21 protein-coding genes are annotated in these 23493 nt (G+C 47.9%); all 21 read right to left on the bottom strand.

Translation table 11 applies throughout. From position 1 onward, the window contains the following. Positions 1-12: 12 nt before the first annotated feature. Positions 13-1299 carry an EF-P 5-aminopentanol modification-associated protein YfmH gene (gene yfmH / locus ADU23_RS22455; RefSeq protein WP_053375781.1) on the bottom strand — a complete coding sequence of 429 codons (1287 nt, stop codon included), beginning with the start codon at positions 1297-1299 and terminating at the stop codon, positions 13-15. A gap of 3 nt (positions 1300-1302) precedes the next feature. Next, the gene (yfmF, locus tag ADU23_RS22450; protein ID WP_053377776.1) at positions 1303-2595 is read right to left on the bottom strand and encodes an EF-P 5-aminopentanol modification-associated protein YfmF; all 1293 of its coding nucleotides are present in this window, start codon (positions 2593-2595) and stop codon (positions 1303-1305) included. Positions 2596-2724: 129 nt separating this feature from the next. Beyond that, entirely contained in the window at positions 2725-3510 is a 786-nt protein-coding gene (gene sleB / locus ADU23_RS22445) for a spore cortex-lytic enzyme (protein WP_053375780.1), read from the bottom strand. Positions 3511-3628: 118 nt separating this feature from the next. After that, the gene (locus tag ADU23_RS22440; protein ID WP_053375779.1) at positions 3629-6304 is read right to left on the bottom strand and encodes an FtsK/SpoIIIE family DNA translocase; all 2676 of its coding nucleotides are present in this window, start codon (positions 6302-6304) and stop codon (positions 3629-3631) included. An 80-nt stretch (positions 6305-6384) separates the two neighbouring features. After that, positions 6385-6597, bottom strand: a complete 213-nt coding sequence (locus ADU23_RS22435; RefSeq protein ID WP_053375778.1) for a YlzJ-like family protein — start codon at positions 6595-6597, stop codon at positions 6385-6387. After that, complete coding sequence (locus tag ADU23_RS22430) at positions 6594-7346, bottom strand: ClpP family protease (RefSeq protein WP_053375777.1); 753 nt, start codon at positions 7344-7346, stop codon at positions 6594-6596. The genes ADU23_RS22435 and ADU23_RS22430 overlap by 4 nt, the downstream gene beginning before the upstream one ends. A gap of 171 nt (positions 7347-7517) precedes the next feature. Continuing rightward, positions 7518-9197, bottom strand: a complete 1680-nt coding sequence (locus ADU23_RS22425) for a ribonuclease J (RefSeq protein WP_053375776.1) — start codon at positions 9195-9197, stop codon at positions 7518-7520. Positions 9198-9635: 438 nt separating this feature from the next. Further along, positions 9636-10511, bottom strand: a complete 876-nt coding sequence (gene dapA, locus ADU23_RS22415) for a 4-hydroxy-tetrahydrodipicolinate synthase (protein ID WP_053375774.1) — start codon at positions 10509-10511, stop codon at positions 9636-9638. 27 nt (positions 10512-10538) lie between these two features. After that, a complete protein-coding gene (gene dapG, locus ADU23_RS22410; protein WP_053375773.1) occupies positions 10539-11753 on the bottom strand; it encodes an aspartate kinase in 1215 nt (404 codons plus the stop codon). Between the two features lie 46 nt (positions 11754-11799). Continuing rightward, the gene (gene asd, locus ADU23_RS22405; RefSeq protein WP_053375772.1) at positions 11800-12846 is read right to left on the bottom strand and encodes an aspartate-semialdehyde dehydrogenase; all 1047 of its coding nucleotides are present in this window, start codon (positions 12844-12846) and stop codon (positions 11800-11802) included. Positions 12847-12874: 28 nt separating this feature from the next. Continuing rightward, positions 12875-13465, bottom strand: coding sequence for a dipicolinate synthase subunit B (locus ADU23_RS22400; protein WP_053375771.1), 591 nt, complete (start codon positions 13463-13465; stop codon positions 12875-12877). Then, positions 13462-14361, bottom strand: a complete 900-nt coding sequence (gene dpsA / locus ADU23_RS22395; RefSeq protein ID WP_053375770.1) for a dipicolinate synthase subunit DpsA — start codon at positions 14359-14361, stop codon at positions 13462-13464. The genes ADU23_RS22400 and dpsA overlap by 4 nt, the downstream gene beginning before the upstream one ends. Positions 14362-14476: 115 nt before the next feature. After that, the gene (gene dut / locus ADU23_RS22390) at positions 14477-14920 is read right to left on the bottom strand and encodes a dUTP diphosphatase (protein ID WP_053375769.1); all 444 of its coding nucleotides are present in this window, start codon (positions 14918-14920) and stop codon (positions 14477-14479) included. Next, positions 14901-16169, bottom strand: coding sequence for a M16 family metallopeptidase (locus ADU23_RS22385; RefSeq protein WP_053375768.1), 1269 nt, complete (start codon positions 16167-16169; stop codon positions 14901-14903). The genes dut and ADU23_RS22385 overlap by 20 nt, the downstream gene beginning before the upstream one ends. 125 nt (positions 16170-16294) lie before the next feature. Then, positions 16295-17293: a polysaccharide deacetylase family protein gene (locus ADU23_RS22380; RefSeq protein ID WP_053375767.1), complete on the bottom strand. Its 999-nt coding sequence runs from the start codon at positions 17291-17293 to the stop codon at positions 16295-16297. A gap of 203 nt (positions 17294-17496) precedes the next feature. Continuing rightward, positions 17497-19596: a polyribonucleotide nucleotidyltransferase gene (pnp, locus tag ADU23_RS22375; protein ID WP_053375766.1), complete on the bottom strand. Its 2100-nt coding sequence runs from the start codon at positions 19594-19596 to the stop codon at positions 17497-17499. 151 nt (positions 19597-19747) lie between these two features. Beyond that, positions 19748-20017, bottom strand: coding sequence for a 30S ribosomal protein S15 (rpsO, locus tag ADU23_RS22370; RefSeq protein ID WP_053375765.1), 270 nt, complete (start codon positions 20015-20017; stop codon positions 19748-19750). Positions 20018-20237: 220 nt separating this feature from the next. Then, complete coding sequence (locus ADU23_RS22365) at positions 20238-21185, bottom strand: bifunctional riboflavin kinase/FAD synthetase (RefSeq protein WP_053375764.1); 948 nt, start codon at positions 21183-21185, stop codon at positions 20238-20240. A gap of 44 nt (positions 21186-21229) precedes the next feature. Next, positions 21230-22144 carry a tRNA pseudouridine(55) synthase TruB gene (gene truB, locus ADU23_RS22360; protein WP_053375763.1) on the bottom strand — a complete coding sequence of 305 codons (915 nt, stop codon included), beginning with the start codon at positions 22142-22144 and terminating at the stop codon, positions 21230-21232. A gap of 3 nt (positions 22145-22147) precedes the next feature. Then, the gene (locus tag ADU23_RS22355; RefSeq protein WP_053375762.1) at positions 22148-23137 is read right to left on the bottom strand and encodes a DHH family phosphoesterase; all 990 of its coding nucleotides are present in this window, start codon (positions 23135-23137) and stop codon (positions 22148-22150) included. After that, positions 23134-23490, bottom strand: coding sequence for a 30S ribosome-binding factor RbfA (gene rbfA / locus ADU23_RS22350; protein WP_053375761.1), 357 nt, complete (start codon positions 23488-23490; stop codon positions 23134-23136). Before rbfA ends, ADU23_RS22355 begins: the two co-directional genes overlap by 4 nt. Between the last annotated feature and the right edge of the window lie 3 nt (positions 23491-23493).

The following is a 23493-nucleotide window of genomic DNA, read 5'->3' as shown; positions in this document are numbered from 1 at the left end:
GTTGGAGCGTCTTCATTTTGTAGGCTGTTCCACAATCGATACGGATAGCTGGTCAAAGTCAAAATGCTCGCGGAGCCGGTCATTAACCTCTTCAAGCGTGCATTTTTCATAAAAATCCAGCACATCGAACATATCGCTGTCACGGAAACGGTATCTCGTAAATTCACCGGCAATTGCTTCTGGGGAGTTTAGCATACGTAAATATCCGCCGATTTTTTTGCGTTTGGCTCTCTCAAATGCCGTTGGTTCAATACCTTTGGCTAAAATGCCTTCTACGGCTGCGCGTATTTGCTTAATCAGCTCATCCGGATTTGGCGTATCTCCTCCGATGACGGAGAATGCGTAACCCGTGCTCGAATTGTATTCGTGGCCAAAGGAGTCCGAAATCAGGTCATTCTCATAAAGCTGCTGATAAAGCTTCGAGCTTGGTCCAATGAGCGCTTCCAGCATCAGCTTGGTCGTCACCTCTTGGCGAAGAAGAGCTTCGCCTGTCAGTCCTGTGTGCTTTTCTTTGAAGCCAAGCATGCATTTCGGCTGCGATACGGGAAGCTCCGTCACCTTGCGGGATATCTTGACGGCTTCCGGCTCTTTTTCAAAAAAACGCTCGATCGGTCCCTGAGGCTCAAAAGATTTACTGTTTTGGTTGTCCCGCACTAGCTGGAACACTTCCTCCGCTTTCACCCCGCCAACGACAAACAAAATCATGTTTGAAGGGTGATAAAACGTTTCATAGCACCGGTATAGCGTTTCCTTATCGATTTGCCTAATGGATTCCACCGTACCGGCAATATCGATATGAACCGGATGCTCATGGTAAAGCGCATCAATCAAGCCGAAATACACTCTCCAATCCGGGTTATCGCGGTACATATTAATTTCCTGCTCGATAATGCCTTTTTCCTTCTCTACATTGGCGTCTGTAAAATAAGGATTTTGCACAAAGTTGATTAAAGTCTCCAAATTCGCGTTAATCTGCTCCGTTGCCGAAAACAAATAGACGGTTCTATCGAAGCTTGTAAAAGCGTTCGCGGAGGCGCCTTGCGAGGCAAATACGGCAAATATATCTCCCGTAGGCTCCTCGAACATTTTGTGCTCCAAGAAATGCGCTATGCCGTCAGGCACCTTGACAGGAGGCTGATTGCCGACCGCAAAACGGTTGTCTACCGAGCCATACTTCGTTGAAAAGGTCGCATATGTTTTATTGAAGCCTTCCTTAGGAAGCACGATAACTTCAAGCCCGTTATCTAGCACTTCACGGTACAACGTTTCCTGAACATTTGGATAGCTGAGGGTTTGCATCGGTTATGCCTCCTTTCGATCACGCAAAAAGTATATCGTATCGAGCTGCACGCGCTCCGCAACCTTCACGATGTCCTGTGCGGTAACCGCCTGAACCTGTTCAAGCAGCTGCTCTGCGCTTCGCTCTTTCCCGGTCAGCACGCTATTAAAGTCGTATGCGATCATTTCATAGGCGGAATCCTGAAGCTCGCGGAGATGATTGGAGATCATCGCTTTCGTCTGGCTCATCTCGAGCTCCGACAGCTGTCCTTGGCGCATGCTCTCAAGCTGCTCCTGAATAATCGCGACTGCACGATCGTAATTGGCAAATTCGATCCCCGATTGAATCGTGCAAAGCCCTTTATGTCCATCCAGCCTTGACGCGGCGTAATACGCAAGGCTTTCCTTTTCACGAACGTTCAAGAAAAGCTTCGAATGCGGATATCCGCCCAAAATGCCGTTATACATTAATGCGGCTGGATAAGCATCATCGCTATAGCCGACCCCAGTACGCAGTCCCAGATTCAGCTTCCCTTGGCTGACTTCCATCTTCTCGGTTACCATTTTCACTTCTTTAACCGTATGCTGAACGTCAGGAACGGAATAAGCCGATGGCGTTCCGGCTTTAAGCTTGAAAGTTTTGGTAACGAGCTGAGTCACTTCCTCAAGCGTCGTATCGCCAACGACATACAAGTCCAGCGCGGCGTTATTGAGCCATTGTTCGTAATGCTCATACAAAGCGGAAGGCGTTATGGCGTCAATCTCTGACAATTTGCCAAGCGGATGCAAGCGGTAAGGCTCATCCGAGCACATTTCCTCCAAGCAGCGCTCAGCTGCGTATCGGATTTTATCGTTCACGATTGCCTCTAGCCGCTTCTTGAGCGTCGTTTTTTCTGCATCCACATATTTATGATGGAAGCCGTTATTGTCGAGCAGCGGATCGGTAAGCACATCGCCTAAGAAGTGAAGCGATTCCGCAAGAAGCGAGGTATTGGATGAGACAAATTCGTCATTGATCACATCCATGCGGAATTGGACGATTTGGGAATCGCCTCTTTTATATACGTCAAACCCAAAGCCTGCGCCATATAAATCGTCAAGCTTCTCACGGAAAGCAATCGTTTCAGGCAAATTAGCTGTGCCTCTTCTAAGTACGAAGGGAATGAGCGCAACCGGCGTTACCGTTGCTTCATCAAGGGTAAGTCCCGCAAATAAGGAAATGGCAAACGTTTTAAATCGTTTTGTAGGCAGCACATGCAGGCGAATGCGCTGCAGCTGACCTCTTTCGAATTGGGTCACTCGGTTTGCTCCTTTCATCGGCGCGTTATAGAGTAAATCTATTCCAATTGACAAATCACTATACCATTCTAACCTATAGGAAATGGAAGAAGCAACCACTGCTGCGCTATGCAGTAACGGCTGCTTCCTTTCTTGCAAAACGTATAGTTACATACAGAAAATGTGCTTGCCGATCGTCTTAATTTGAGTCCGAGTCCAAATCCATTTGGAAGTCGCTGTCTCCGGATTGAAGTAGTAAATGCATCCGCCGGTTGGATCCCAGCCGTTGATTGCATCCTCCACCGCATCTCTCGCTCTGGCATTTGGCGTCAGCCAAATTTGTCCGTCAGCAACCGCCGTGAAAGCGCCTGGCTGAAAGATAACGCCATAAATGGTGTTCGGAAAGCTTTGTGATTTCAGACGGTTTAGAATAACAGCAGCTACGGCAACTTGTCCCTCATAAGACTCGCCGCGCGCTTCGCCGTAAACGGCATTAGCCATCATCTGCAAATCGTTATCGGTCAAGCCAAGACGATTGGACTGTGCAACATTTGGATTTTTTCCGGTCGAAGTCGACGTCTCTTTGCCGCCTGTGCCGGAATTAGAAGCCGGAGGAGCTGCTGCTGTCGGCTTCCAGCTTTTCGAAGCTTCCCAAAGCTTTAGCTTTGTTTTCGCTCCGACAACGCCGTCCGACTTGAGACCAAACTTCCACTGAAACCAAGTTACCGCGTTTTTAGTAGCGGAGCCAAACTTTCCGTCTACCGTGCCCTTGAAATAACCGAGATGCTTGAGTCGACCTTGCAATTCATAGACGTCCTGACCAGAGGAGCCTACCGTTAGGGTAGCGTTGCTGAACGTCTCCGTTGCTTCGTTATGCTCTCCGCGCAATAACGAAAAGGAGCCGAACAACAGCAGCACGATAATCGAGGTCACCAAAATTAAACGATTTCTCATGTTGGGATCTGCCTTTCTCTTGCAAGTTAGTTCGCTTAAGGTAGCGTTACCTAACTTTAGTATGAGAAATTCATCCCTCTTCTATGCATTTTATCCTGCTACCCCAAATCATGAACATTTACGAGCTGACTCTGCCCGCTTGAAATTCATCCATCGTAATGAGCACTTCCCTAGGCTTGCTTCCCTCGTAAGGACCTACAATAGAGCGAGCCTCCATCTGGTCGATCAGCCTTGCAGCTCTCGTATAACCAATCCGCATGCGACGCTGCAATAGCGATACAGACGCTTGCTTCGCTTCCAAAATAATTTGCACCGCCTGATCGTAAAGCTCATCCACCGCTTCGTTGCCCTCTGCCGATTCTTCCTCGACCTCTGGCACCAGGTCTTCTTTGTATTCCGCTTCAGCTTGGCCACGCGCGTAATTGACGAGCGTTTCGACTTCCTGATCGGATAAAAAAGCACCCTGAACCCTTATAGGCTTGGACATGCCAACGGGTAAGAATAACATATCCCCTCGGCCGAGCAGCTTCTCCGCCCCTACCATATCCAAGATGGTCCGGGAATCGACCTGCGAGGATACGCCGAACGCAATCCTAGACGGAATATTCGCTTTGATGACGCCCGTAATGACATCTACTGACGGGCGCTGCGTCGCAATGATGAGATGGATACCCGCAGCACGCGCCATTTGGGCAAGCCTTGCGATTGAATCCTCCACGTCATTTGCGGCAACCATCATCAAATCGGCAAGCTCGTCCACAATTACGACGATGTAAGGGAGCACGGCGGCCGGATTGTCAGCCATCAACGTGTTGTAGCCTTCAATGTTGCGGGTTGCAGATTTAGAGAACAGCTCATAGCGGCTTTCCATCTCCACGACGATTTTCTTCAACGCAAGCGAAGCGCGCTTCGGATTTGTTACAACGGGTGCTAGCAAATGCGGAATGCCGTTGTATACGTTAAGCTCAACCATCTTTGGATCGATCATAAGAAATTTCACTTCGTCGGGAGCAGCTTTGTACAAAATACTCGTAATAATTCCGTTAATACAAACCGATTTGCCTGAACCCGTAGCACCTGCAACAAGCAAATGGGGCATTTTCGCCAAATTGCCGACAATCGTCTGACCGGAAATGTCACGACCGAATGCAATGGACAATTTGGATGCGGCATTTTGGAACGTAGCTGTTTCCATGACCTCGCGCATCGTAACGACCGATACTTCCATATTCGGCACTTCAATCCCGATTGCCGATTTCCCTGGAATCGGCGCTTCCATCCGGATATCCTTTGCCGCTAATGCAAGCGCAATATCATCCGTTAGCCCAACGATGCGGCTTACTTTTACTCCGGTAGCAGGCTGAACCTCATAACGCGTAACTGCCGGGCCTCTTACGACATCCAGCACTTTAGCCTTTACGCCAAAGCTCTCAAGCGTTGCCTCCAGCTTTCTGCGCGAATCGTACATGTCGGTTGCGTCTGCGTTTTTGCCTAGTAAATTAGGTTTCGTAAGCAGCGAAAATGGCGGCAGCAGATATGGCTTCACCGTGCTGGCTTCCGCAATCGGACGTTTTGGAACAGGCTGCGAACCGCTTTCATCATCAATGAGCGCCTCTGATGCTTCGGCAGCGGCAGTAGCTGGCAGCTCTGAAACTTGCAGCTCCGATTCATCCTCAAACTCATCCTCATCGGAATCATCGGGCTCGGGCGCTTCTGGAGCGGCAAGCTCCTGAACTGGCCACGGCCCTCTCCATTCTTCCTCTTCAGGAGCGTCAGGAAGCTCAGGATCGATCACTAGACCGGTCTGAGTCTCAACCCAAGGTACAGCTTGCTCTTGCCCGGAGAGCGTATTTAGCGGCTCTGTATGTAAGTCTTCGCCGGATTTCTCCCATGGCGGCTCAAAATCATTTTGCCAAGCAGGCTTGCTGTTTGAACGCGCTTCAAGGCTGTTCGGCTCGAATACCCATTCATCCTGCTCGTCGTCTTTCTCGCTTTGCTCCTCGGCATTGTTGTTTTGCCGCCATGAGAAAAATAAAGATTTTTTCTTTTTTGGGGGAGCTGCAACGTAACCGTCATGGTCATCATCAATCGTATCGTCATCATCGTCGATATCCGTTTGGCTGGCACTCGAGGCAGCAACGGCAGAAGCGCGCCTTGCTGTCCGTTTCGCCCATTTTGCGCTTAGCAGCTTGAACATTCGGGTTCCCCTGCTGCTTGCCAGTCTTCCTAATTCCACATAGGACTTGCCTGTCATGAGCATAATGGAAATCGCGAACATGACGAACATGATCAGCTTCGCGCCATAGTAGCCAAACAAGGAGAAAAATAACGAATATTGAATAGCTCCGACGTAGCCGCCGCTTATTTCCTTGTCTCTAATCGGTAAATCGTTGGCTGCTGGAACACTAATTAATGATAGCTGCAAATCGCTGCTTAGCTGCCTAAAAATCTCCGTGCCAGTCAAATCGACCGTAGGGCCCAGCTTTTGATCAATTTCCGATATGGAGCTCATCAGCGTGAAAGCGAGCACTAAAATAAACAAGCCAGTGCGTCTATTCGTCCAACCCTTTGGCCAAGCCCGTTTGATCATGACAGCCAGTCCAATTACGATGCCAATTAAAGCAAGCACAAAATAAAACTTGCCGAGCACAAGCCCAAATAGCTTGGATAACGAGCGCCCGACAGCCGCTTCACCTGACAATGCAATGATGGAGATTGTAATAAGCAATATGCCGTATACTTCGTATTTTAAGTTTGTGCCAATTGTTTTTTTTCGTCTCTTTTTCTTTGCCAATTCCGTCACCTCTGGTAAAAGATTATACCATAGGTGGGCAAATGTTCCTATGAGACATTCGTACGAACATCTGTTTGCTGTTACTTGTAATGAACAATCGTCCCCGGCATTAAGCTTGGCTTCAAATAATCATCCAGGCTGCACTCGATAAGGCGGACGATCTTCCCCATGCCCGGCGCAACCGGCATAACCTGCATCTTTACGCCGTTTGACCAAACCTCCTGCAAATTTTCCGCTTCATCATGAAATCCCTCCAGCACCAATTCGAGCGGCATATTCGTATAAATGGTCATACGCTGCCCACCTCAAGTCTTCCGCGCTTCCATGCCTCAATCCGTTGGTTCAGTTCCCTTAACGCCTCACCGAGGCCGCCTACCGCATCAATCAACCCATGCTTTACCGCATCGGAGCCAATGACCGTCGTTCCGATATCCCTTGTAAGCTCGCCCGTTTTGAACATCAGCTCTTTAAAGATATGCTCCGACACGTTGGAATGCGAGGTGACAAACCGTACGACACGCTCCTGCATTTTATCCAAATATTCGAAGGTTTGCGGTACTCCGATGACTAAACCGTTTAATCTAATCGGATGAATCGTCATCGTCGCCGTTTCCGCAATAAACGACATATCGCCCGCTACTGCGATCGGAACGCCGATGGAATGCCCGCCGCCCAGAACGAGCGTCACCGTCGGCTTTGATAGGGATGAGATCATTTCGGCAATGGCTAGTCCCGCTTCCACGTCGCCGCCTACCGTATTCAAGACGATAAAGACGCCTTCGATTTTATTATTTTGTTCGGCTGCTACTAATTGCGGAATAAGATGCTCGTATTTGGTCGTTTTGTTTTGCGGCGGCAGAACTAAGTGACCCTCTACCTGCCCAATAATCGTCATGCAAAATATGTTCGACTCATTAAGCGCAGGTGTCGCGGTCTGGCCAAGCTGCTGTATCGTGTCGACGACAGCATTCGCCTTTCTTTTCTCATCTGCACTTGGTTCCTGCTGCTCTGAAGTAATACCCGTTTGCATTTGCCAACTCATGTACAATCCCCCTCTAATGAAATAATGCTCGTCATAGTATGGGGTCTGACGTCGAATTTATACAAATACAGTCACGAATCAATATAGAGCACAAAAAAAGAGAACCGTTTGTCTCCGCCGCGGCAAATGCGGAATGGACAAACGATCCTCTTCGTATATTGATGTATTTGATTATACTTCCATAATGATTGGCAAAATCATTGGGCGACGGCGAGTTTGCTCGTACAAAAAGCGACCAAGCGCATCCTTCACATTTGTTTTGAGTGATGCCCATTCGTTGACTTTATCGTTCATCAGGCGCGTAAGCGTTGAAGTTACGATGCGGTTTGCTTCATCCAGCAAGCCCTCGGATTCACGAACATATACGAAACCGCGAGAAATGATGTCTGGACCAGACAAGATGGCGCCATCCTGCTTGCTAAGCGTAACTACGACAACCAAGATGCCGTCTTGCGATAACAGCTTACGGTCACGAAGTACGATGTTACCAACATCGCCTACACCCAAACCGTCGATCAATACGTTGCCAGCTTGTACTTTAGAACCCTTGCGGCCGCTGCCGTTTTGGAATTCTACAGTGTCACCGTTATCAATTACGAAAATGTTTTCGCGCTCGATTCCGATTGCTTCACCAAGCTTCGCGTGCTGGCGAAGCATACGGTATTCACCGTGAATCGGAATAAAGTATTTAGGCTTAATCAGGTTAAGCATAAGTTTCAATTCTTCTTGGCTGCCGTGACCGGATACGTGTACGCCCGATACCGAGCCGTTTCCGTAAATCACGTTTGCGCCTAAACGGAATAATTCATCAACCGTACGTCCAACATATCTCTCGTTGCCTGGAATCGGCGTTGCAGCGATGATAACCGTATCGCCTGGCAAGATGTCCACCTTGCGGTGAGTAGAGCGCGCCATGCGTGTAAGTGCTGACATTGGCTCGCCTTGACTGCCTGTACACAAAATGACAACGCGATCCGCAGCCAATTTGTTAACTTCCTCCGGTTCAATGATCATGCCTTCCGGAATGTTCAAGTAACCAAGATCGGAAGCGATGCCAACTACGTTCACCATGCTGCGGCCTACAACAGCGATTTTGCGTTTTGTAGCGATTGCAGCATTAATAATTTGTTGAATCCGGTGTACGTTCGATGCGAATGTCGCAACAACGACGCGCTGTGACGATTTCCGGAATATATCTTCAAGATTATCGCCTACCTGAGCTTCAGACGGCGTGTATCCAGGACGTTCTGCATTTGTACTATCCGACAATAACGCCAAAACGCCGCGTTTCCCGATTTCAGCGATACGCTGCAAATCAGCGAATTGCTCGTTAACCGGCGTATGATCGAATTTAAAGTCACCCGTATGAACGACAGTGCCTTCCGGTGTATCCAAGCTGACGCCAACGGAATCAGGAATACTGTGGTTTGTTCTAAAGAAGGAAGCACGGATGGTGCCTAGCTGAATTTCGCTGTCTGCGTTGATGAGAATACGTTTAGTTTCTCCAAGCAAACCCGCTTCCTTCAATTTGCCTTCAATAAGTCCGAGTGTTAGTTTAGTTGCATATAAAGGAACATTTAAGCTCTTCAATACATATGGCAGTCCGCCGATGTGATCCTCGTGACCATGAGTAATAATGATGCCGCGAACTTTGTCGCGATTTTCCGTTAAGTATGAAATATCCGGTATGACGATATCTATACCGAGCATGTCCTCTTCTGGAAACTTCAAGCCTGAGTCAACAACTACAATGTCGTTGTTATATTGAATGACATACATATTTTTTCCGATTTCGCCTACTCCGCCTAGTGCAAAAATGAGCAGTTTATCCTGGTTGTTCTTCTTAGACAAGTGTATCTTTCCTCCTTAAAATTTTGCGAAGCAGCTTTTGCTTCGTAATCATTTTCTTAAATTTTTGCGAAGCACAAAGGCTTCGTGAACATGTTTGTGAAATTTTGCGAAGCAGAAAAGCTTCGTAATATTTAATTGTTGCGAAGCGAATAGGCTTCGTAAGTATGGTCTGAATATGGAAAAGCAGAATAGCTTCGTACAGTCCCACCTGGTGTAGTGAAGCCGAACCTTTTTAAACCTATGCCCTGTTATCGTCAGATGCCGCTCTGACGTTAAGTTCATTTCCAAATATTTGCCGCACCCAGTCACTTGCAATCATTATACATGAAGAAAAAGCTGGAATACAAGTGAAACCCGATAAAGCTATTTTCCAATATGCTTCCCAAAAAAATAAAACCGATGCTGGACGCACCGGCTGCAATCAAAGAAAACGTCTATTTATACGAGCAAATTGCGTAAGAATGCGGCTTCCGCCTCATTCACTGTAACAAGCGGGAGCCTTACTCCGCCTACGGAAAATGCTTTTAAACCAAGTGCATATTTTACTGCAACAGGATTAGGAACAGGATGAGGACATTGGAACAAACCTTTGAAAATCGGAAATAAGCGTCCATTCATACGTGCAGCTTCCTGAACGTTGCCGCTTGTGTATGCTTGGATCAGCTCTTTCATCTCGGCTCCGATAATATGGCTTGCTACGCTTATCGTGCCATATCCGCCAATCGCCAGAGCAGGCAGAGTAGCGCTGTCATCACCGGTATACACTTTAAAATCAGCCGGTGCCCCGCTAATAATTTGCGTCAATTGATCGGTAGATGCACAATCCTTAGTAGCGACAACATTGTCGATTTGTGCTAAACGAAGCGTCGTTTCTACAGAAAGGTTCACACCGGTGCGACCCTCAACGTTGTACAAAATGACAGGCAAAGCGGTTGCTTCCGCAATAGCCTTAAAATGCTGGAATAGTCCCTCTTGGTTAGGACGGTTGTAGTAAGGAGCAACAAGCAATACGGCATCAACGCCCGCAGCCTCTGCCTCTTTTGTCAAATGGATGGAATGGGCCGTGTTATTGCTCCCTGTACCTGCAATAATTTTGCAACGACCATTCGCATGCTTAACAGCAAATCGGAACAGCTCTAACTTCTCTTCATCGGACAGCGTAGGCGATTCGCCAGTAGTGCCTGAAACGACAAGACTATCGCTTTGCTGATCCTCAATCAAATAATCAATCAATTGGCCAGTCGTTTGCCAATCAATTTGACCGTCCGCATCGAATGGGGTTACCATTGCGGTAATTAATCTTCCAAATTCCATCTGAATTCCTCCCAAAAGTGTTGCTCTCTATCGATGAAGCTCGAACTTTGCGTGGAGAGAACGCAGTGCCTCCGCCATATCCGCTTCACGTACGAGCACCCATATCGTTGTATTGGAATCGGCCGATTGCATGATGGAAATCCCTTGTTCCGTCAGCGCTTCCACGATACGCGCCATAACGCCAGGTTCTCCATTCATTCCACCGCCGATTACGGATACTTTAGCACAGCCGTTTATGGCTGAAGGAGCAAATCCTCCCTCCTTCAACACATCGACCGCACGTTCAGCATCATGATCAAATACGGTATAAATTGCGCCGCTAGGCGTTACATTAATAAAGTCGACGCTAATGCGATGCTTAGCCATCGATTGGAATACTTGAAGCTGCACATCATTTCGGCCTTCGATCGCCTTGACCGATATTTGAGTGATGCCAGAAACATGAGCAATGCCCGTGACATGCCGATCCTTAACGGATAGAGCTGCCCTTAGCTCGGCCGAATCAGTTACAAGCGTGCCTGTTTCGTTAGAAAAGGTAGAACGCACTCGCAGCGGTATGCGAGCTTGCTGCGCAATCTCAACCGCACGGGGATGTATCACCTTGGCTCCTTGCCTTGCCATGTTGCAAATTTCAGCGTAGCTGACGACAGGAAGCGGCTTTGCCTCTTCGACAATGCGCGGATCTGCTGTCAATATGCCATTTACGTCTGTATAGATATCAACCATTTCAGCGCGCAGCGCAGCGCCAAGGGCAGTCGCAGATGTATCGCTTCCGCCGCGGCCAAGCGTAGTCGTATCGCCATGCGCCGTGCTTCCTTGAAAGCCTGTCACAATAACGACCGTGCCTGCATGTAAATGGCTTATGACCTTATCTGGACGAATTTCTTTAATTCGGGCTTGCCCATATTGCTCGTCAGTAATCATGCCCGCCTGTCCGCCGGTTAAAACGACGGAAGGTATGCCGCTTGCGATGAGTAAGCTGCATAAAGCGGCTGCGGAAATAATTTCTCCGCAGCCTAACAGCATATCCCGCTCGCGAGCCGGCAATCTGTCGCCATTGTCACGAATAAGCTGAAGCAGCGTATCCGTTGCATATGGATCACCCTTTCGACCCATTGCCGATACAACAACGACAACAGCGAAGCCATTACTGCGTTCTCTGCTAATGTGATGGATAACGTGTTCTCTGGCATGATCGGTTGATAGAGAGGTGCCCCCGAATTTTTGAATCAGGATGCGCATATAATTATCCTCCGTGATCGATCCCAAGAAGGAGCAGCCGATACCCTTACTTAATAAATGAACCTGCTGCGATATGCTCTGCGATTTGTACAGCATTCCATGCTGCGCCTTTGAGTAGGTTGTCTGAGACGATCCACATATTAAGTCCGCGTTCGAAGCCAAGATCGCGTCTCAAGCGACCGACGAATACATCCGGCTTGCCGGCAGCATCAGTCGCAAGCGGGTACTGCTGATTAGCAGGATCATCAACGAGCGTAATGCCCGGCGCGTCTGCCAGCAGCTGCTTAACCTCTTCCAAATCGTAGTCGTTTTTAAGCTCAACATACAGAGATTCCGAGTGACCGTAAACGACAGGGATACGTACGCAAGTAGCGGTAACCTGAATGGATTCGTCACCCATAATTTTTTTAGTCTCGCGGACCATTTTCATTTCCTCGAGCGTATAGCCATTCTCTTGGAATTTGTCGATTTGTGGAATCGCATTAAACGCGATTTGATGCTTGACAGGCAAAGCCCCTACCGGAAGAATGGCAGGATTCACCTCATCACCGCTAAGCACGGCTTGCGTTTGACGCAGCATTTCATCGATTGCCCGGCTTCCTGCACCTGACACAGCTTGGTACGTGGAAACGATAATACGGGAAATGCCATAACGGTCTTGAAGCGGCTTAAGCGCTGCAACCATCTGAATAGTCGAACAATTCGGGTTAGCGATTATGCCCTTATGCTCGCTAACCTTCTCGATATTCACCTCGGGAACGACGAGGGGTGTGTTCTCATCCAAACGGTACGCATTCGTATTATCGATACAAATGGCGCCATGCTCGACCGCATGGGGAGCAAGTGCCTTCGTTACGTCGCCGCCGGCGCTGAACAAAGCAATCTCAATGCCCTTAAAGCTATCCGGCGTTGCTTCCTCTACCGTCAGTTCTTGGCCCTTGAACGCCAATTTTGTGCCTGCCGAACGAGCAGACGATAACAGCTTGAGCTCTTTAATAGGGAAGTTTCTGGAATCGAGTAATTTGAGTATTTGTTCTCCTACTGCGCCTGTTGCTCCGACTACAGCAACATTAAACGACTTCTGATTCGACATTTGTTGTCGTCTCCCCCTCAAACGTGTGTCATGAATGACGTTCGACAAGCAGAGGCTGCAGCTGTTTGCCTTGAAGGGCCGCTTCGCATGCTTCCAAGACCAAATCCATTCTGGCAACCAGCGAATTAGGCTTTTGCACAGGGTTATCTTGGCCGAACGGCACGAAATAAATATGTTTAGCCACTAGAAGCTTCGCTATGTTAGCGGCATTTAAACCAAGTCCATCGTTAGTTGAAATAGCAAGCACAAGCGGACGACCGTTACGCATTTGCGCCTTGGCAGCCATAAGCACTGCGCTATCCGTGATCGCATTTGCCAATCTGCTCGTTGTGTTGCCTGTGCAAGGCGCTATGACCAGAACGTCAAGCAGCTTGGAAGGCCCAAGGGGCTCTGCCTGCACAATCGTTGATATAAGCTCATTGCCTGTAATCGCCTTAAGCTGCGCTTGCCAATCCTCGGACTTTCCGAATCTAGTATCCGTGGTCATAAGCGTATTTGAAACGATCGGCACCACATTGGCACCCGCATCGACGAACCGCTTAATTTCAGGCATAACCTCAGCAAACGTACAGTGCGATCCAGATAAAGCATATCCTACTGTAATACCAGACCAATTCATATCCCATTCCCCCGCTTAATCAAATCGTCCAAAATCAACTGTGTTAAGCAATCCGCCATGATACGTCCAGCTGTTTTGGGTGCGACGATACCGGGTAGTCCGGGTGCGAGCATCGCTTTAATTCCCCGCTTCTCAGCAAAGCGGAAATCAGTGCCGCCAGGCTTCGATGCGAGGTCGATTATTACGGCCCGCGAAGGTAAATTTGCGATAATTTGTGCTGTGACTATCATAGTCGGAATTGTATTAAAAAGCAAGTCAATATTGCTCACATGCTGCAACAAACCACTGATGTAGAAAGGCTCAAACCCCATTTCCGAAGCCCTTGCAAACTGCTCCGAACGCCTTACGCCAACCTTCACTTTTGACCCTAAACCTTGAAGCGTGCGCGCCATCGTGAAGCCGGTTCTGCCGAATCCGAGCACCATGGAGGACGAACCGTGAATCGTAATATCCGTATTCTGAATCGCCATCATTAGCGCGCCTTCCGCTGTCGGTATCGAATTGTAAATAGCGACATCATCACGGTCGAATAGCTCAACGAGCGATAGTGATTGCTGCTCGCATAGCTGGCGCAAATAAGGTTTGGCCATTCCCGTATAAACGGTGCAGTGCTTTGGCAGCTTTGCCATATGGCTATCTGTCAGCTGCATTTGACGGTCGCTGAAGACAGCGTGTATTAGACCTTGATCATCGGTGCCTACCGCCGGCAGCAGCAGCGCATCGACATTTTCAAACAACTGTTCTTCGAACTCCGCCTGCACAGCGCCGTCTAATGACGAATGTAGTCCGTCGAAGCCTGAGACCGTAACGGCAGCATCAAGCTCCGTCAGCTTACGTATGACCTCAAGCTGCCTTGCATCGCCGCCAAGCAACAGCACTTGAATGCCTGTTAGCATTAAGCTTCACTCCTTTCTTGCTAATAGCTCATGATCATCTTATGCTTGCGCCCAGAGCGGGGTGAAAAAGAAAAAAAGATCGGGCAAATGCCCGATCTTTTCGTTTCTATTATTGCTATACGCCTGTGTGGCCAAAGCCGCCTGCGCCTCGCACCGTTTCTGGCAATTCTGCCGCTGCTACAATCGTAACAGCCGGTACCAGCTGGAACACCATTTGAGCGATCCGCTCTCCGCGTGTAATCGTAAAGGGCTGCTGTCCCAAATTAATAAGAAGCACCTTAACTTCACCGCGGTAGTCCGCATCAATCGTTCCAGGCGAGTTCAAGCAGGTTATGCCATGCTTATATGCAAGCCCGCTTCTTGGTCTAATTTGCGCCTCCAGCTCGCCTGGCATAGCCATAGCAAATCCGGTAGGAATAAGCTGGCGTTCGCCCGGAGCCAGTATGACAGGCTCGTCTACGGCAGCCTGCAAATCAAAGCCCGCTGCCCATTCGGACATTTTGCGCGGCACTGCGATATCTTCATTGCCTTCTAATCGTTTAAACTGTACTTGATACAAACTGATTCCTCCCCAATTGCGCTGCTGCTTTGTCGTTAGAGCCAACCATCGCAACGGAGAATGGTACGGATAGCATACGCTTCGTCACTTCAACAACATGCGACATATCTACAGAATCAATACGTTTTAGAAGCTCATCCAGCGTATAATGCTGACCGAGCATCAGCTCGTTTTTGCCTAAACGATTCATTCTGCTGCTTGTGCTCTCCAAGCTAAGAATCAAGCTTCCCTTGAGCTGCTCTTTGCCGCGGTGCAGCTCATCCTCGCCTAGTCCTTTGACGGACAGCTCGTTTAGCTGCTCCATCGTCAAATCGAGCACTTCTTTCGTTTGCTTAGGCGCCGTTCCCGCATACAGCGTGAACAATCCCGTATCCGCATAGGAAGTATGATAGGAATACACGGAATAAGCTAAGCCGCGCTTCTCCCGAATTTCTTGGAACAGTCTGGAGCTCATGCCGCCGCCAAGCGCATTATTAAGCAAAATCATAGCATACAAATGCGAGTCGGTGATGGAGCAGCCAGGAAATGAGATACAGAGGTGATTTTGTTCGGTTTTCTTTTTGTAGAACAAATAGTCCCCATGGAATGTAGGCGGAGTAACGATTGCGGAAGCCGGCTTGCTGTTCGTAAAGCCTCCAAAATGTTTTTCCAATAAAGCGAGCAATCCTTGCTCTTCTACATTGCCGGCTACGCTGATAACTGTATTCTCAAGCGTATACGTATCGTTCATATATCCGCGAAGCGTATCCGGGGTCATTGCTGTCAAGCGATCCTCAAGCCCCAAAATCGAATAGGCTAACGGATGATCTCCGAAAGCGGCACGCGATGCTTCATCATGCACCTTATCATCCGGCGTATCCTCGTACATCGAAATTTCCTCGAGAATCACGTTTTTCTCTTTGGCTAGCTCCTCCGGATCGAGCTGGGAGTTGAAAAACATATCAGAGAGCGCATCCACAGCAAGCGGCAAATGCTCATCAAGCACCTTTGCAAAATAGCAGGTGTACTCCTTTGAAGTAAATGCATTGACATTGCCGCCAATGCCGTCAAATAAATCAGCAATATCCTTCGATGTACGGCTTTCTGTCCCTTTGAACAGCATATGTTCGATAAAATGCGAGATCCCGTTATTTTCCGGCGTCTCATTGCGCGAGCCCGTTTTGACCCAGATCCCAAACGATACGGATCTTACGGTCGGAATGTATTCAACAACAACACGCAGTCCATTGCTTAGAGTATATTTGTTCAACGGTATTCCTCCTTATGTTCTGTACGGCAAAGCGAATCAATTACGGTTCGATGATAAGTTTTGCCGAACATAACTACCTTCTTTTGCATGCGTATTTAAACATGAATGTTTTTACTATAGCAGAATCAGTCGGCCCCCTCAACAGCAGCCGGCAGGCGCTTGGAAGAAAGCGTCTCGCTGACCGTTCCGACCGCATAGCCCTTTGCCTTGGCAGCGGCGATCATGCCTGGAAGCGCGTCTCGCGAAGATGCGGTCGGATGCATCAAAATTAATGCGCCCGGCTCGAGCTTCGACGATATTTTGCGAACAATCGAATCAGCCGGCGGCTTCTGCCAATCAACCGTGTCGATCGTCCAAAGCACCGTTTTGAGCCCCTGCTCCTCTGCGATTTGAACGGTAGCTTGATTAAAGGAGCCGGACGGCGGAGCGAACCATTTGTTATCGACGTTTAAAGTGGATTTCAGCAGCGCCTCGGTTTTTGCAATTTGATTGTACTGGTCCTGCCTGCTTAGCGCCCTCATATCCGGATGCGTATAGGCGTGGTTGGACATCTCGTGTCCGTCTGCTTGAATTTTTTTGGCAATGTCCGCATTTTTTTTAAGCCAGCTGCCATCCAGAAAAAAAGTAGCTTTCACATTTTCTCGTTTAAGCGTATTTAATATGGAATCTATGTATTCATTGCCCCATGCCACATTAATCATAAACGAGATCATTTTTTTATTCGAATTGCCTCTGTAGATCGGGTGAGGCCCAAGATCGTTAAGCTTTATATTCGGCTCTACTTCCTTGAAGACATAAGGAATCGCATTTGCGGAAGGCGCAAGCAATGCCGCATCCAGCGTTTTCTCTATATCAACCTCCACTCCATTATAACCGGGAATCGCCTTCCAGACGCGGTCAATCCGCGCATCTTCAGGGGTGATTTTGCGTTTTTCGGCTTCCTCGGAAATAATCGTGAGCAGTCTTTGGCTTTCTTCCGCGGAATACGTTATATCCGCAGACGCAGCTTTAGCGTCGCCATATTTCAATGAGGCAAGATATTGCGACACATCACCATTTATGCTCACGAATACAAGCACCATGAGCATACTCGCTGCAATCGTGGCAGCTTTTCTCACCGTCATATTTCCCACTCCTATAAACAGCCTGACATGCCTTCTAAGCTTGACCTTAAAGAGGCATGTTAATCCATGTTTATGAAAAAAGGGACAAGATTATGCAAGCGGAAGCGAATGCATCCAAACAGCCATTAAAAAACAAAAAGAGACAGATCAAATCTGGCTCTTTTCTACTTTTTTTCTATTATTGTAGCCTAAGCGTTGAACGCTTATTGCGACGATACTTCCGGCGTCATAAGAACTTTCGCTGACAAGTTAATTCGGCCTTGTTGATCGATTTCGGTTACTTTAACTTTGATTTGGTCGCCAATGTTCACGACATCCTCCGTTTTGGCAACACGTTCAGTAGACAGCTGCGAAATATGGACAAGTCCATCCTTGTTCGGCAAAATCTCAACGAATGCGCCGAATTTTTCTACGCGCTTAACTGTACCTACATAAATCTCGCCAACAACAACTTCCTTCACGATGCCTTCGATGATCGATTTTGCTTTCTGGTTCATTTCTTCGTTAGAGGAAGCAATGAATACCATACCGTCTTGCTCGATATCGATTTTAACGCCTGTTTCTTCGATGATCTTGTTAATAATTTTACCGCCTGCGCCAATAACGTCACGGATTTTGTCCGGGTTAATGCGAAGCGTCAAAATTTTCGGTGCATATTTCGATAAGCTTGTCCGAGTAGTCGGCAGGCTTTCAAGCATTTTACCGAGGATGAAAATACGTCCTTGACGTGCTTGTTCAAGTGCTTGCTGCAAGATCGCACGGTTGATGCCGGCAATTTTGATGTCCATTTGAATAGCCGTTACGCCTTCAGCCGTACCAGCAACCTTGAAGTCCATGTCGCCAAGATGATCTTCCATGCCTTGGATATCAGATAGAATAGCAAAATGGTCGCCATCCTTGATTAGACCCATTGCGATACCGGCTACAGGAGCTTTGATCGGCACGCCTGCATCCATCATAGCTAGTGTGCTTGCGCAAATACTTGCTTGTGAGGATGAACCGTTCGATTCCAAAACTTCGGAAACAAGGCGGATCGTGTACGGGAAATCGGCTTCGGATGGAATGACTTTGGAAAGCGCGCGCTCGCCAAGTGCTCCATGTCCAATTTCACGGCGTCCTGGCGGACGAAGAGGACGAGCCTCACCTACGCTGAACGGCGGGAAATTGTAATGATGCATAAAGCGTTTTGTTTCCTCAGGCGAAATGCCGTCCAAAATTTGAACGTCACCCATCGCTCCAAGCGTACAAATGCTTAGCGCTTGCGTTTGTCCACGAGTGAACAAGCCCGAACCGTGCGTACGAGGCAGAAGAGCGACGTCGCAGTCAATCGGACGGATTTCTTCAAGCGAACGGCCGTCAGGACGAACCTTGTCATGAGAAATAAGGCGGCGAACCTCTTCCTTCACGATATCATAAAGAACTTCCTTCACATCGGAAAGCAGCTCTGGCGTTTCGATATATTGCTCTTCAAAATGTGCGACAGCCGCGCTGTTAACCGCGTCAATGGCTTCTTGACGAGCATGCTTCTCTTCTACTTTAATAGCTTCAACTAACTGAGCGGAAGCATAAGCACGAACATCAGCATTCACTTGTGCATTAACCGTATGTAGCTTAACTTCCATTTTCGGCTTGCCGGCAATGGCTTGCAACTCTTCGATTTTAGCGACGATGTTTTTGATTTCATCATGTCCGAACATAATGGCTTCGAGCATAACTTCTTCAGTTACTTCGTTCGCTTCGGCTTCAACCATCATAATAGCATCCTTCGTACCCGCTACAACAACAAACAAATCCGTTTGCTGCTCTTGCTCAACTGTCGGATTAATGACGAATTGACCGTTTACCCGGCCAACGCTTACGCCGCCGATTGGACCATCAAAAGGAACGTCGGAAATCGATAAAGCAGCAGAAGTACCGATCATTGCCGCGATTTCCGGCGGGCAGTCCTGATCCACGCTCATCACGATATTCATCACTTGTACGTCATTGCGGAAGCCTTCCGGGAATAACGGACGAATAGGCCTGTCCGTAAGTCGGCTGGACAAAATCGCCTTCTCGCTTGGACGGCCTTCACGTTTAATGAATCCACCTGGAATTTTACCAACGGCATACAAACGCTCTTCATAGTTAACTGTAAGCGGGAAGAAATCCAAATCCTTCGGACCTGCGGATGCTGTTACCGTACACAATACGACAGTATCGCCATATTGCACGGTTACTGCAGCATTTGCTTGCTTAGCAAGTCGTCCTGTTTCAATGGATAGCGGTCTTCCGCCTACCATCATCTCAATTCGTTGTACCATCTTATCCCTCCTAAAGGTTATTTTTTTAGTCTATTTCACTGTAATATACAGGTTTTTCCCAGTGTTTCCCTATTACAAAAAGCAACCCGAATCCGCTTATCCGGTATTCCCGGACGGCTGGACAACCAGGTTGCTTCTCATTACGCATGTTTTAACGGCGTAGGCCGAGTTTTTCGATCAATGCGCTGTAACGTCTAACATCATTGTTTTTAAGGTATGCAAGCAGCTTACGGCGCTGACCTACCATCTTGAGCAAACCACGACGGGAATGATGATCTTTCTTGTGCTCCCGCAAATGTTGAGTCAAGTTAACGATGTTTTCAGTCAGGATAGCCACTTGAACCTCCGGAGAACCGGTATCAGTTGCATGTGTCTTATGCGTCTCAATCAGTTCGTTTTTACGTACTTGTGTAATTGCCATCCTAATTCACCTCCTTCTTGATAATCGCCATTAGCCTCGCTGCCGTCGGTGAGATCGGACACCCAAGCTAAGGTTAAGTTTAGAGAATGACATACGAGATGTATGCCTACTCACAACGTTGTATAGTATAACATATAAGATATACGCTTGTCGAGTTTATCTCCCAAGCACATAAATCGTATGATATCACGATCCATAATAGATTGTACAAACATCCGGTTTAGTTGTAACCGAGTATTTCCTTAGCCCGAAGAGCATCGGTGCCGATTTGGCTGATAAGCTCATCAATGGAATTGAATTTCTTCTCCGAGCGGATAAACGAAACAAATTGCAAACGCAATGGTTCACCGTAGATATCGCCGTTGAAGTCAAACAAATGTGCTTCCATAACGGGCTGAGGCTCCTTCTGGTTGAATGTTGGCTTTAAGCCATAGTTCAATACACCAGAGTATGCTTTATCTCCCGTCCAAGCCGTTATCGCATAGACGCCTAATCTTGGCGAAATATACGGAGCATTAATTTGGAGGTTTGCCGTTGGGAAGCCAATGGTGCGGCCTCTCTTATCCCCATGAACGACGATGCCTTTCACCTCATACGGGCGTCCAAGCAGCCGTTCAGCCAATTCCGTGTCACCCTGCTCGAGCGCTTCACGAATATAGGTGCTGCTTACTTTTATTCCATTTTCATATAAAGGCTCAATGACATGTACGGCAATATCGGGCTGGCCCAGCTGTTTAAGAGCTTCCGTATTGCCTAAACCTTTATGTCCAAAATTGAAGTCGAAGCCCACCACTACCTGCTTGGCGCGCAGCGTCCGCAACACCTCATCCACAAAGCGTTCAGGTGATACGGAAGAAAACTCCGTATCAAATCTCATAATGAACACAAGATCGACTCCGAGCTCTGCGAACAAAGCAGTCTTATCCTGAAGAGGAGTAAGGCAACGATAATATTGATCTCCTTGACCGAGCACTTCCTTCGGATGGGGATCGAAGGTCAAGACCGCTGATAGCATTTCGGCTTTCTTCGCTTCAAGCACCGCTTGGCGAATGACGTTTTGATGTCCGCGATGAACACCATCAAAATGACCGATTGCTATGGAAAGCGGTTTGTCCAGCGATAACGTGGACAAACCGTTTAAAGGAAAACTTAATGGTATAATTTCCAACGCTGAAACACCTGCATTTCCTGTTAACTTTCTACATCGATAATTTAAGCTGAAAATACTTTGACTGGCCTGAAAACAGTTGCTCCCAGATCGATCTGAAAAATACCAAGAAACAAAAGATTATCGTTATAAAGACGTACAAGTTGTCCATCTTCAAGGGTTGCAGCTTGGTTATCCGCATGGGACAAATTAATCTTCTGCCCCAGCAGCGCAAGCTTGCCGAATGCTTCCGGAACGATTGCACGCTCCAAATGGGTGATGGCTTCGTCAGCGGCTATTAAATGGCCCTCTAACTCACCAGCATTTTGCAGTTCCTCGATTTGCTCTAACGTCAAGCAGTTTTCCTGTGTGATGCCGCCAGACATCGTTCTCGTCAGATGTGCCATCGCAGCAGGAACGCCAAGTGCTTTGCCAATATCTACGCATAAAGTACGGATGTATGTACCTTTAGAACAAACGACGGAAAACGTAATTTTGGGCTGCTCAAGCTCAAGCTGCGCGTCAATGAGATCAATCTGATGAATCGTAACTTTTCTCGATTTGCGCTCAACCGTTTTGCCTTCTCTAGCCAGCTCATAAAGTCGCTTGCCATCAATCTTGACTGCGGAGAACATAGGCGGAACTTGTTCAATTTCGCCTGTAAAACGTCTTAATACTTCACGTATCGCTTCCTCAGTAACTGTCACTGTTGATTGCTGTTCAATGACCGTACCGGTTAAGTCCTCCGTGTCCGTTGCTATACCAAGCTGCAAAACGGCTTCATAAGACTTAGGCCGCTCTTGTACATATTCAACCACTCTGGTTGCCCGCCCTAAACATAAAGGCAATACACCCGTCACCATAGGATCAAGCGTACCCGTATGTCCGATCCGCTTCATTTTCAAAATGCGGCGAACCTTTGCAACCACATCATGTGAAGTCCAGCCTTCAGGCTTCCAGACTGCCAAAATGCCGTCCATCGTTTAAACCAACGCCTTTCTAACGGCTTCCACAAGCTTATCAATCGAATCTGTTAATGAGCCTTCAAGCCGACAGCCAGCTGCCCTAACATGTCCGCCACCGCCAAAATCCTGAGCGATTGCAGCTACATTGGCTTTGCCCGCCGAACGCAAGCTTGCTTTGACAGAACCGTCTTCTGCTTCTTTAAATAATATGCCGACCTCTACTCCATCAACATTAAGAGCATAATTTACGATACCTTCGAGATCCTCGGGTACCGCACCTGTATCCAACAAATCGTCTTTTCCAATAAAAACCCACCCGATCTCCAAATTTTCTGAGAAGGTGAGTCGGTTTAACGCGATTTGGAGCAGCTTGAGCTTAGCCATCGTCATCTTCTCAAGCAAATGATCAGCAAGTTCGTTGCCATGCACGCCTAAGGCAAGCAAATGGGAAGCAATCTCCAAAACACGCGGGCTAGTATTAGAATAACGGAAGCCGCCCGTATCGGTTAGTAAACCGGTATAAATGGCTGTTGCGCAATTCAGGTCAAGTGAAATTTCTGCTCTTTCGATTAAGTCATATAAGATTTCCACTGTTGCGGCAGCTTCGGCACGAATGACATTCACGGCACCAAATCCGTTGTTCGTCGGATGGTGGTCGATATTGAGCAGCTTTGCTTCAGAAGCAAAGCTGCTCGCAACCTCCCCTATACGCTTGAAATCAGCGCAATCGACCGAAATAATGGCGTCGAACTTTTGCTGCGGTACAGCTTGCTTATAGTTGACGATCGAATCAAATTGATGCAAGTAGCTAAGTCTCGACGGCAATTCACTTTCATTAATCAGAACGGCCGATTTACCAAGCTTTTGAAGCAGCCAGCCTATGACAACAGTAGAGCTTATGGCATCTCCGTCAGGCTGGACATGAGACACGACCAAAAAATGGTCGGATTCGTTCATGAAAGCCAGCGCATCATCTAGCTGCTTCACATAGCTACCTTGTGCCTTCATTGACTTGCATTCCCGCTATTGATGTTCTCAAGCAATGATTCAATGCGGCTGCCGTATTCGATACTGCTATCGAACTTGAACAGCAGTACGGGCGTGTGACGGAGGCGCATACGCTTGCCAAGCTCTGTGCGGATAAAGCCCGTTCCGCTTGCAAGTGCTTTGAGCGTCGCTTCCTTCTGTTCTTCACTGCCAAGCACGCTTAGGTATACCTTAGCTTGTGACAGATCGCTCGACGTTTCAACGCCAGTTACGGTGATGAATCCGATTCTAGGATCTTTAAGCTCTGTTTGTATAATTTGGCTGAGCTCTTTTTTAATCTGCTCGCCAACCCGTCCTACGCGAATTTTTGCCATGCT

This window comes from Paenibacillus sp. FJAT-27812, from assembly GCF_001273905.1.
In the GTDB taxonomy this organism is placed as follows: domain Bacteria; phylum Bacillota; class Bacilli; order Paenibacillales; family Paenibacillaceae; genus Pristimantibacillus.
Note: the sequence above shows the minus strand (reverse complement) of the source record. Positions and strands in the feature narration are given on the sequence as shown.